Source organism: Mucilaginibacter sp. AK015 (genome assembly GCF_014200785.1).
Taxonomy (GTDB): domain Bacteria; phylum Bacteroidota; class Bacteroidia; order Sphingobacteriales; family Sphingobacteriaceae; genus Mucilaginibacter.
The window spans coordinates 933,134-945,898 of the sequence record NZ_JACHCV010000001.1; the positions used below are offsets into that span (position 1 = coordinate 933,134).

At 44.0% G+C, this 12,765-nt stretch carries 7 protein-coding genes; all 7 read right to left on the reverse strand.

Annotated elements, in window-relative coordinates; all coding sequences use genetic code 11:
- Window positions 1-14: 14 nt before the first annotated feature.
- On the reverse strand, window positions 15-1,874 hold the full coding sequence (locus tag HDC91_RS04060) for an alpha-amylase family protein (RefSeq protein WP_255476654.1): 1,860 nt from the start codon (window positions 1,872-1,874) through the stop codon (window positions 15-17).
- The gene (locus tag HDC91_RS04065; RefSeq protein WP_183548671.1) at window positions 1,871-4,189 is read right to left on the reverse strand and encodes a glycoside hydrolase family 65 protein; all 2,319 of its coding nucleotides are present in this window, start codon (window positions 4,187-4,189) and stop codon (window positions 1,871-1,873) included. Before HDC91_RS04065 ends, HDC91_RS04060 begins: the two co-directional genes overlap by 4 nt.
- A gap of 100 nt (window positions 4,190-4,289) precedes the next feature.
- Complete coding sequence (gene pgmB / locus HDC91_RS04070; protein ID WP_183548673.1) at window positions 4,290-4,970, reverse strand: beta-phosphoglucomutase; 681 nt, start codon at window positions 4,968-4,970, stop codon at window positions 4,290-4,292.
- A 32-nt stretch (window positions 4,971-5,002) separates the two neighbouring features.
- Complete coding sequence (locus HDC91_RS04075; protein WP_183548675.1) at window positions 5,003-6,844, reverse strand: glycoside hydrolase family 13 protein; 1,842 nt, start codon at window positions 6,842-6,844, stop codon at window positions 5,003-5,005.
- A 211-nt stretch (window positions 6,845-7,055) separates the two neighbouring features.
- Entirely contained in the window at window positions 7,056-8,066 is a 1,011-nt protein-coding gene (locus HDC91_RS04080) for a SusE domain-containing protein (protein ID WP_183548677.1), read from the reverse strand.
- 16 nt (window positions 8,067-8,082) lie between these two features.
- Window positions 8,083-9,672, reverse strand: a complete 1,590-nt coding sequence (locus tag HDC91_RS04085; RefSeq protein WP_221262099.1) for a RagB/SusD family nutrient uptake outer membrane protein — start codon at window positions 9,670-9,672, stop codon at window positions 8,083-8,085.
- 11 nt (window positions 9,673-9,683) lie between these two features.
- Entirely contained in the window at window positions 9,684-12,656 is a 2,973-nt protein-coding gene (locus HDC91_RS04090; protein ID WP_183548678.1) for a TonB-dependent receptor, read from the reverse strand.
- Window positions 12,657-12,765 lie beyond the last annotated feature (109 nt).

The window sequence follows — 12,765 nt, forward strand, 5'->3', positions numbered from 1 at the left end:
GTCGCCTTCGGCGTTTAAAATGCTATGATCTGTGCCGATACCGGTTTCACTTTGATTGCAATGCCCGCGCCTTTTACAGGATTTAATTGTTTACCTGTTAACAGATCAACAGCTGCTGCGGTTGGTTTCAGTTTCAATATATCCGCCGGGATTTCAATAGCTGTATCAAGTGTATGCGCGCGGTCAAAATTGGCCACGATAAGCAAACGCTGTTTTGCCGTATAACGGATAAAGGCGAACATGCGGTTATCTGCGCCGGAGTTTATAGGCACTTCGCAAACTTTACCTCTAACAATTGCGTTGCTTTGTGTGGCAATTTTGAGCAGCCGTTTATAATAAGCCCTGAGGGTTCGCCCGGCCGCGCTCAAGTGTTTACCGTCAAAAGCGCCATTATTCATCCATTGCTGATGATTAGGCACACCCCAATAATCAAATATTGTAGTACGGTTATCTTCGCCGCCAAACCCTTCAATTCCTTTACCAGGCTCCCCTACTTCCTGGCCAAAATACAGCATCACGGGGCCGCCGCTCAACGTTGCCGAAACTACCATTGCCGGTAAAGCCAGTTCGGCCAGGCCGGCAAACCCTGCCGATGCAATACGTTCTTCATCATGATTCTCGAGAAAGCGGAGCATATGGTTGCCCAGATGGTCGGTTTGATCCTGTAACGACTGCCTGATATCTTTAACATCTGCCGTTGGCTCGTTTTTGATCAACCGTTTAAGGCCATCGTAAAGGCCCACTTTATCATATAAATAGTCAAACTTACCTGTTGTTAAATATTGCTGGTAGGCTGCGGGGTTGTAAGCTTCACCTATAAATATTAAAGAAGGGTGCGTTTTTTTCACGTGCGGGATAACCCAGCTCCAAAACTCAACCGGTACCATTTCGGCTACGTCACAACGGAAACCATCAACGCCTTTGTTTGCCCAATAATTTAGAATATCACGCATTTTCAGCCATACCTGCGGAATGGGGTCGAAATATTTTTTCTCTCCATTTTGATAATCAACCCCGTAATTCAGTTTTATGGTTTCGTACCAGTCATCAATCTTAGGCTGCGCATTAAAAACATTATTGCCGGTTACTTTGGCGGGACTTTCGTTGAACTTGCCATCTTGCAAGCTTGAGATAGGATTTTGGTGGCGATTGCCGTAAGGCACTGTGAAGGCCTGGCCGGGCAAATAGTAAAAATCGTTTTTTGCACTAAAACTCTTAGTGAGGTCATCCCCTGCACCAAAATCTGTCACGGAAGCCGGTTTTGCGTATGAATGATATTCGCGCGCAACGTGATTAGGGACAAAATCAATCAATACTTTTAAGTTTTTGGCGTGTGTGCGTTTTATCAGCGCTTCAAACTCCTTCATCCGGTTTTTCACATTAACCGCCAGGTCAGGGTCAACGTCGTAATAATCGCGAATGGCATATGGCGATCCAGCGCGGCCTTTAACCACATCTGCATCGTTTACCTTGATACCGTATGCACTGTAATCGGTGAGGCTTGCATGAGCCAGTACACCAGTATACCATACGTAGTTAACACGAAGTTCTTTTAAACCGTCCAGCGCGCGGCCGGTAATGTCGTTAAACTTCCCACAACCATTTTGACTAATGGTACCGTATGGAACATTCGCCGTTTTTTTATTGCCAAACAACCGTGGCAACAACTGGTATATTACCACCTTTTGTTTAGGCGGTGCCGTAGTTTGTGACCGGCCGATGGCTGAAAACGACACCAGCAATATGATAACTAAAAAACAATCTAAGCGCCGCACGGTGGTAGTAATCCCGCGGGTTACTTTGCAGAATGCCGCCTCCGCTATTAAGCTTTGGCGTTTATTCATTCCGTAATTGTTTTCATACTTGTTTATCATGCCAATTCCTTGTAAGTTGCTTCTAACAGGCTGTGGCCGGCCAATGTAAATTGCTGGTTCTTTACCGTTATTTCAAGGTTGATAGCAGTGTTGTTTTTTATGCTGATCTCACTTTCGGTTATTTTAACATTTAATACAGTACCCCTGAAACCTATAGTAAACGAGAACGACTGCCACTTCCCGGGTAAAAACGGATTAAACTGCAGCTTGCCATCACGTACGCGCATCCCGGCAAAACCTTCTACCACACTCATCCAGGTTCCGGCCATTGAGGTTATATGCAGGCCGTCTTCGGTATCGTTGTTATAATCATCCAAATCAAGGCGGGCGGTGCGTAAATAAAACTCATATGCACGTGCTTCATCATTTAAGCGGGCCGCCAGTATACTGTGCACACAGGGAGATAGTGAGCTTTCATGAACGGTACGCGGTTCATAAAAATCAAAATTGCGCTTGATAGTTTCGGTGTCGTAATCATCCTCAAAAAAATACAGCCCCTGCAATACATCCGCCTGCTTAATATAGCACGACCTCAGGATCCTATCCCAACTCCACTTTTGATTGATAGGCCGCTGGCTGACAGGCAAATCCTTCACCAGTATTTGTTCCTTATCCAAATACCCGTCCTGCTGCAGGAATATTCCTTTTTCAGTGTCAACAGGGTAATACATTTTATCAATAATTTGAGTCCAGTCGTTAAATTCGTTTTCGCCCAGGCTTAATTTATTTATCAGCGCCTGATATTTTTCCGGTTGCGCTGCTTCAACAATTCCGGCGGCTTCAGTAGCATATTTCATGCACCAGGCGGCCAACAAATTAGTGTACCAGTTATTGTTTACATTGTTTTCGTACTCGTTAGGCCCGGTCACACCTAAAATCACATACTGCTGTTTAGCATCGCTCCAGTTTACACGTTGCTGCCAAAAACGGGCTATGCCAACCAATACTTCCAGGCCGTAATCGTATAAATAGCTGTCGTCGCCGGTGTAACGTATGTAGTTAAAAATAGCGTAAGCTATTGCCCCGTTGCGGTGTATCTCTTCAAATGTAATTTCCCATTCGTTGTGGCACTCTTCGCCATTAATGGTAACCATCGGGTATAGGGCAGCGCCCTTATCAAAACCAAGTTTGGCAGCGTTCTCAATCGCTTTATCCAATTGTTTATACCGATATATTAAAAGGTTTTTGCTCACCTGCTGAGGCGCAGTAGCCAGGTAAAATGGCACGCAGTATGCCTCGGTATCCCAGTAGGTAGAGCCGCCGTATTTTTCGCCGGTAAAGCCTTTTGGACCTATATTCAGCCGGCTATCCTTACCCGTGTACGTTTGAAAAAGCTGGAAAATATTAAAACGGATGGCCTGCTGCGCTGCAACGTCGCCCTCAATAACAATATCGCTTTCCTCCCATTTAACCGCCCATGCTTCTGCCTGCTGCTGCAAAAGCACATCAAAGCCTTTTTGGGCCGCCGCTTTAACCACAGACTGCGTTTGCTGTAAAATATCTGCTTTGGTATGGTTTTCTGATGAAAGATTGGCGGCGATCTTCACCAGCGTTATCTCTTCCCCGGCGCTTACATTTAACGTAAATTGATGCCCTACGTATTTTTCTTTAATTATATGCTCTGGCGCAATATCCTGACTTGTGCCGTTACGGTAAACTTCGATGCTGCTTCCTGTGCAAACTTCGAATCCGGTTTTTTTGGTGCGTAGTGTTAAAAACGCTTCGGTGCCGCTGATTTTATCATTTACAGCTTCCCAAAACTTTTCATCGTAGTTGCTATCTTGATTCTTTACATCACCGTCAATAAAGGGCAGTAAGGTTAATTTACCATCAAAATTCAGCGGGGTAATGGAATACCGGATGGCGCCCACCTCATCGTCAACAATGCTGCAAAAGCGCGTTGATGTTACCTTTAGTGTTTTCCCGCTTTTTAGCGTAGCAGTAAAGGAGCGTTCCAAATAGCCCGCATGCATATTTAAAACACGTTTAAAATCTGTAACGCTGCAAGTGGCCAGGTCAAGTATTTCATCGTCTATCTTTACCTCGATGCCTACCCAGTTTGCCGCGTTAAGCACCTTTGCAAAATATTCAGGGTACCCGTTTTTCCACCAGCCGACACGCGTTTTATCGGGATAGTAAATACCTGCCACGTAATTTCCGGGGAGCGTTTCACCCGTATAAGTTTCCTCAAAATTGGCGCGCTGGCCCATACGGCCATTACCCAAACTGAAAATACTTTCTGATATTTTGTTCAGATGCGGATCAAAGCCCTCTTCAATTATATTCCACTCGTGTGGCTTAATATAGTTCTTCATGTTGTATTCGTACTGTGTTGATTGATAGAGGTATCGGCTAATGCGTTTACCTTTTTCACACAAGTATATCAATTAGTTGATGATTGCCTTCTTTTTTTGGCTACAATCGCTTTAAATCTTGTGATGTTAATTTGTCCAAGCCGCTCACCACCATATCAGCACCGGTGAGCACGTTTTTATTTCCAATACCAATAGCTTTCATGCCGCCCCTCTTCGCAGCTTCGATACCTGCAACCGCATCTTCAAAAACAACACACTGATTTGGCGCCACACCTAACAGTTCTGCACCCTTTAAAAACACTTCAGGATCAGGTTTTGAGGCAGATACCAGGTTACCGTCAACTATGGCGTCAAAAAAATGGGCAAGGTTAGTCTTCTCGAGTATGATCCCAGAGTTTTTACTGGCAGATCCTAAAGCCACCAGGTAGCCGTCTTTGCGTACAGATGTTAAAAAATCCACTGTGCCGGCCAATACCTCAGCAGGTGTCATATGGCTGATCATATCTACGTACCAGTTATTTTTCAGGGTGGCCAGTTCCAGTTTCTCGGCTTCCGATTTTTTTACATTCCCCCATGCTAATATCCTATTAAGGCTCTCTGCCCTGCTGATGCCCTTAAGGTGTTCATTTTGTTCTTCAGTAAAATCAAAACCGAGGGAGTTCGCCAGGCGTTTCCATGCTTTGTAATGATAAACTGCGGTATCTACCAACACACCATCCAGATCAAAAAGACAAGCTTTAATACCGGCTGCTGTGTTTGTTGGGTTAACTGTATGCTGCATTTTATATTTGGTTCCTCAGTCCGCGAAAATCTTTAATTCAATTCAAGTACCATCGCCGTTTTCGCAGGCACTTTTATTTCTTTTAATGCTATGGTCTCGTTAGTAACGATATTTTTGGCCGATGTACATTCCTTTATGCGCTCGCTAAATCTGTCGGTGGCTAAATTCTTGTCATCATCTGTTGCATTTAAGATCACCATAACCGTTCCTTTGGCGGCTGTATTATAGCGGAAATATACGTACAGATCGTTCTGCGGTACGTATTGCATCAGTTTACCTGTTTGCAGCGCAGGACTGGTTTTACGATAGTTTGCCAGTTTCTTTACAAAGTTAAAGGCCTCGTTCTCTTTATCTGTACGGCCATCTGCAACAAATTTATTTTTCTTGTCACCTTCCCAGCCGCCCGGGAAATCCGACCGTACCAAACCATCGGGGTTCGAATAGTTTTTCATTAAAATCTCGGTACCATAATACATCTCGGGTACACCACGCATAGTTAGTAAAAGCGTCATCCCCTCTTTATACTTGCTAAAATCTTCGTTCACCATCGAGTAAAAACGGCTCATATCATGGTTATCCAAAAAAATGCAATTGGTGTTTGGATCTTTATATAAAAAGTCGTGGGCAAGAGTAGCGTATATACGGTTTACACCGTCTATCCAACCGCTCTTTCCATTCAATCCTTCGTATATCGCGTCTTTTAAAACCGCGTCTGTTACGCCCTGTAAATGGGTATCGAAGCCCCTGTTAACCGTGTTGCCGCCAGTAAAAAAGGCCTGGTTAGCCGCAGCGGTAACTAAAGTTTCGCCAAATACAGAAAGGTGCGGGAACTCGGCTTTTAGCTTAATAGCCCAGTCGGCCATGTAAACGGGGTCATTATATGGGTATGTATCCAGGCGAAGCCCATCAATACCTGCGTATTCAATCCACCAGATGTGGTTTTGTGTAAGGTAGTTCTGAACATACGGGTTCCTTTGGTTCATATCCGGCATAGACGGAACAAACCAACCGTCGATCATTTGCTTACGATCGGCAGCTGATGCGTGCGGGTCCATTACGGTTTGGTCGCGGTAGCTGGAGTTTGTGAACTTTGGCCACTGGTTTACCCACGATTTCATGGGCATATCTTTATAAAACCAATGCCCGGTGCCTATATGGTTGTGCACAACGTCCTTTATCACCTTCAACCCTTTTGCATGGCACGCTTCAACATATTTTTTATAAAGCTCGTTGGTGCCGTAACGCGGATCTATCTTGTAGTGATCGGTTACAGCATAGCCATGATACGATGCCATTGGCATATCGTTCTCCACCTCCGGTGTCATCCAAATGGTTGTTACACCCAGGTCTTTCAAGTAATCAAGATGATTCATTACACCTTGTATATCGCCGCCATGGCGCGAGTACATGCTATCGCGGTGTAACCCCGTCTCAGTTAAACCGGCCACCACATCATTGTTTTTATCTCCGTTTGAAAACCGATCAGGCATCAACAGGTAAATAAAATCTTTATTAGTTACGCCTTGTATCCGGTTAGGGCTTTTATCACGGTTCCTTAACTCGTAGATGTAGGTTTGCTTTTTACCGGCCGCTACAAAGTTTATAGGAAACTTTCCTGCCTTAGCCGACGGCGATATTGCCAGATCTAAAAACAGGTAGTTGGGATTTTCGACCTTGTTTACCTTAACCAACTTAACACCGGGGTAATTTAACGACACTGCGTTGGAGGCAATGTTTTGGCCATGCACCAATAATTGCAGCTTAGGGTTATGCATCCCGGTAAACCAAAACATTGGCTCGATACGTTCCAGCTTTTGGGCGAAAATATTTAAACTGGTAATAAGGGCGGTTAACAGGAGGAAAAGTTTTTTCATGATAGATATTTTTAGCTAACGACAGCTAACTTATACAATTATACCGGGTCTATTTAATTAATAAATGCTGGTACAAATTACTCAATTTCAATCATTTCAGGTAATTTATGTACCCAACCCGTGGGGTTTTAACAGCTGCAGGTTTATAGGCAGCTAAGTTAAAAATCACAGTCCTGCCAAAGACGAGTTTAGCAGGACTGTAATGTTCAAATTAATTTTTAACAATTGTGTAGGTGTTCTCGGTAACGTTTAAAGTAACCGTATAATTACCGGCAGTTGAAACTGCTATATTATCGCCACCCGGCGTTAATGTGCCATTACTGCCGCCAAGGTTAACATCCCACTTATTGTCCTGTCTGAATTTTATTGCGCCTGCTTTTAAGTCGAGGGTGATTTTCCATGTACCTTTTCCGTCATTCACAAACTTCATGTCGGTATCATTATCCCAGCCTCCCGGGGTGGCATCACCAATAATGCCCCAACTTTTAACATCGGCAATCGTCCATGTTTTAGCATTTACATCAACCGTTAACTGCTTTAAGCCTTCGGTACCTGCATTGAAATTACCGCCCGAAGTGCTGATGGTGCCGCCGCCGGCATCGCCGTAGGCTACATCCCATGCTTTCGCAGGGGTAACTTTAAACTCCAGATTACCTGCGGTATAAGCAATAACGCCTGTATAAATTCCGTTACTTGTGGCCGAAACTAAGCTGTCAGCTGTTTTCGGGTCCCATCCCTGGTACGCTCCCGGAACGTATATCCACGAGGTTGCCTGGAAAGGGGTAGCATGCAAAGTAATGACGTTTGAATACGTTATGGCATTTGCGGCAGCGCCAGATTTAAGCCTTACTTCAACTTCGGTCGGGCTGCCTATCTGGGCACCCAGCGCCAGCAGCATGGCGTTAAACTGGTTAACTGTTGGCGAATAGGTGCCCGTAGTAACAACCATCTCTTTAGCTTTGGCAAAATTGTTGCCTTTAATATCAATTTGTAAAGTAGATGTTACCGGCACCTGGTACCCTGTAACTGTTGGCTTAGGGAAAGATATGGTAAATGCTTCTTTAGCTCCGTTAGCCTGGTTTAATGCCACATCAGTGGTTGATGCGGTAAGTGCGCCTGCCGGACTCACCCCGGCTACAACACGTGTTTCTTCCTTTTTGCATGACCAAAGCGAAATGGTCATTAACCCAATCAGGAACGATTTAAAAAATATTGATTTCATCTTTTTTATGTTAAGATTAATAGCCTTTGTTTTGAACCAGATTTGGATTGGCGATCAGGTCGGCAGCTGGGATCGGATATAAATTCCTATATTCCGGAACACTGGTGCCCGATTTGGTGCCGCCTTTATATGGCCACAGGTAGCTTGAACCTGTAAACTTGCCATATCTTACCAGGTCGGTACGGCGGTGGCCTTCCCAGTACAATTCGCGTCCGCGCTCATCCAGGTAGAAATCTTTTGTCAAGGCCGACAAGGAAACGTTGCCCGATGCATCGCCATAGGCGCGTTGGCGTAATTGGTTTACGTAGATCAACGCTTGCGCTGCGGTACCGCCGCTGCCACCGCGTGCAACAGCCTCTCCGTAAATAAGATATTGCTCAGCCAAACGGAATATGGCAAAATCAAGCGAGGCGTAGGTGCCGCCTAATGAAGGAGCAGTAACACCGGTTGAAGAAATGTTTTTGAATTTGGTAACGCGTAAGCCATCGGTAAATGTAGCGATGTCATCAACTTCGGCTTTAGCGCCGAAGAATGAGCCGCGTTTATCCTTGTTGCCATTAGGGTCAGGGAATAACGCAGGGAGGTTCTGGCGCGTTCTGTTACCGCCCCAGCCGCCAGAAGGTACACCAAACGATGCTGGGTTCATATCTGCGTTAATAGCGGCGTTAATAAGGTAAGTAGTACCGCCGTTGTTTGTGCCCTTAACTCCATCGTAATTAATGGTCAGGATGTTTTCTTTATTATTTACGTTATTATCTGTTAAAAACAGGTCTTTGTAGTTTTGCTTCAGTTCATATCCGCTGTTTATCACCTTACTTGCATATTTGATAGCTTCGGTATATTTTGCCGTGCCGGTATATACTTCAGCATTCAGATATAATCGTGCCAGCAATGCCCAGTCAGCACCTTTATCAGCGCGGCCATATTCATTTGCGCGTGGCTCGGCAAGGTCACCTTCAATGGCGGTCAGTTCCGATTCAACGTATTTAAATAACTCTGCTCTTGTAGTTTGCTTTGGCGGATTTTTACCGATCTCGTCTTTTTCTGTTACAAACGGCGGGTTGCCAAAAGCATCTAAAAGCACCCAGTACTGGTAAGCGCGTAAAAAACGCGCTTCGGCACGGTAGCGCTGAACATCTGCAGCATCAGCGCCGGTTATATTGCGGCTTGTCAGTTTTTCAGGAGTGCTTTCGCGAAGGAACTCGTTGCAGAAAGTGATCTGCAGGATACTGCGCGAATACAAACCGCGGATAAACTGGTTATCAAGCGACCAGGTAGAATTATCAAGCTCAGGGATACCTGTATCGCCCCATGAACAAACAGCCTCATCGGTAGTTAATTCCTGCAGCATCCAGAATAACCTTAAAAAATCGGCGAAGCCTGAGTTTAATCCGCCCACATCACTTCCGTCGGCTCCCGAAGGGCCTGTTAAACCGTAAGTAGCGTATAATTTAACCAGGGCTTGTTTATAGCCGGCCGGAGTGGCGTATACCGTTGATGCGGTTACGTCATTAGTGGGCTTCAGGTCAAGATCGCCCTTTTTACATGAATTTATCGACAGCAGTAAAATAACCGATGCCAACATTGTTTTATATAAATTTCTCATTGTTATTGTTATTAAAAACTAACATTTAAACCTAAAGTGAATGTACGCGGCCTTGGGTATAAATTGTAATCGATACCAGATACCAGTTCAGGATCAAGCCCTTTATAATTGCTCACCACAAAAACGTTCTGGCAATTGGCCGATACTCTAAAGTTTGTTTTGCTCGATTTAATGATCCTTCCAAAATCGTACGATACACCAAAATTATCCATTTTTAAGAACGACGCGTTTTTTACATAATAATCGCTCATGTACTGGTTGTTTTGGAAGTTAGTGAACAGGATATCTGTGCCTGCGTTATTTATTAAACCGCTTGGGCTTAAAATATTTGAGCGGATACCAAAGTTCGACGAAACGTTATCATAAACGTAATTACCTAAATTGGCCCTCAGCACGGTGCTAACTGTCCATTTTTTATAGGTAAAGGCTGTATTAAAGCCCATGGTAATATTGGGGTCTGGTGCTTTATAAAAATACTGATCGGCGGTGTTGATCACACCATTGTTATCGCGGTCGACATAAACGCCTTCAAGCGGCTTGCCATTGTCGTCGTAAACTTGTTGGTACACAAAGAATGAACCCGGTACCTGGTTAACAGCGTTGTATTTAAGCGTAACACCTGTACCACCGGCAATATCGCCCGCTCCTACTTTTGATCCCGGATCGGGGTTCAACGTAAGGTTGGTTACTTTTCGTTTATTATAAGCAATGTTAAATCCTAAGTTCCAGGTAATATCCTTGTTTCGGATAGCTACATAGTTCAAACTTCCTTCTACACCCCTTACCTCCATATTACCAACGTTTGTTGTTAACAGGTTGCTGAAGTTTATACCCACCGGTATGTTAATAGTGCTTAAAAGATCTTTGGTTTTTTTATAATACACATCAACACTTCCGTACAGTTTTCCGTCTAAAATACCGTAATCTAAACCGGCATTGTAGGTGGTGGTAGTTTCCCAACGCAAATCAGGGTCGTAAGCGGCAGGGCTGTAATAGTTATAAAACTCATCGCCTATTTGGTACTGGCCCTGGTTAGTGTTAGCATAGTATTTTGACAGGTAATCATAGTTGCCTATACCGTCCTTGTTACCGGTTTCACCGTAGCTTAACCTTAATTTAAGATCAGAGAGAACTTTACTATCTTTCAGAAAATCCTCGCTGATGGCCCTCCAGGTGAAACCAACCGATGGGAAGTAACCCCAACGGTTATCAGCCGAGAATTTTGACGAAGCATCAGCACGCATGGTACCCTGTAATATATACTTATCGTTATACGTATAGGTAAACCTGCCGTAGTACGATAATAATTTATTCTGCTGTACAGCAAACGGGAAAACCGGTGTGGTTAAAACATCACCTAAGGCATTGTAAGAGCTATAATAAAAATCGGTGGTTGCATCATCATAATACCCGTAACCGGCGGTTACGTCAAAACGGCTTTTTATGCTGGCAACATCATGCGCATAGTTCAGGTAAAACTCCGAAAATTTATTGGTCTCGGTATTTTTCCTTTTTGTTGATGATCCTTTTGTTGAATAGCTTTGGGCAGCATATTCCGGAATAAATGTTCCGCCGTATCCTTTAGAAATATCGTAACCCACGTTTAAGTTAGCATGCAATTCTGGCAGGAAATGGAAAGAATAATCTAACCTGGCATTGCCAAAGCTCCTTTGCGCATTACCATGGTTGTTTTGCAGTTTTATTAAACCAACAGGGTTACGCGGCGCGTTAGGGTTAGGTACAGCTCCTGCAATCCATTCGTAGTAATTACCAAATGCGTTATCGGCATTCACAGGCTGGGTTGGGTCAAACTGGATAGCGTTACCTATCGCATTATCATTAGGATATTGCGAACTGCTTAGCGACCCTTTCACACTCAGGTCAACCTTTAAGTGATTAGTAAAAAATTTAGGAGACAATGTAATAGCACCTGTTCCCCTTCTCAGTTTGCTGGTTATCAGCACACCTTCCTGGTTCAAATACCCAAAAGATACACGGTATGGTATGCCTTTAACAGAACCTGCCACACTTAAGTTGTTATCTGTTGAAAATGCCGGCTGGTAAATTTCGTCTTGCCAATCGGTATTAGATGAACCCAACAGGTCGCTGTATTTTTTACCATCGTTATAAGTGGCGTTTGGCTGATTATTTACATAATCCCTGATTTGCCCCGCCGAAAGCACATTTACTTTTCGGGCAACGGTAGCAATAGAATTATTTGTGCTGAAATTAATAACTGCGGCACCCGAACCGGCTTTTTTAGTAGTAATAAGCACTACCCCGTTTGACGCTCTTGAACCGTAAATAGCAGTGGCATTGGCATCCTTTAGAACAGTAAAGGTTTCGATATCGTTCGGATTAATTAATGATAGCGGGCTTGGCGCGTTGCCAATTGAATTACCGCTAAATGGCACACCATCAACAACGATCAGTGGGTCGTTACTGGCGTTTAAAGACGCCCCACCGCGGATACGGATAACACTACCCGACCCAGGCGCGCCACTGTTTGATACAATGTTTACGCCGGCTACCTTACCCTGTATCAATTGCTCAGGGGTGGTGATGGTACCTTTCTGGAAATCTTTTGAAGATACCGTAGTGATAGAGCCCGTAAGGTTTTTCTTTTCGGCACTACCGTAACCAATTACTACAACTTCGTTTAGTTTTTGGGCATCAGGCACCAACTGAAAATTAACGGTAGTGTTACCGGCAACACTCACGGTTTTATCTAAAGTTGTAAAACCAACAAAGCTTGCGGATAAGGTAACAGAACCTCCCGAAACGTTGGTAAAGGTGAAATTACCGTTCACATCGGTTGCGATGCTCCTGGTTGTTCCTTTTATTAAAATGGTGGCCCCGGGTAAGGGCTGACCGGTTTCATCAAGCACTTTTCCAGACACGGATCCGGTTTGTGCTTGTACTGTTAATGCCGCAAAAATAAGTAGCATTAAAAGCCCCTGTTTTAGCAGGTAAAATACTTTCATGTGGTTACTTGGTTAAGTATAAAAATTGGTTTGAAATTTTGTGATTTACACGAAGGCTTAATTTACGGCGGTAAATTATATTTCAAAATTTATTTAAAAAATAATTTTT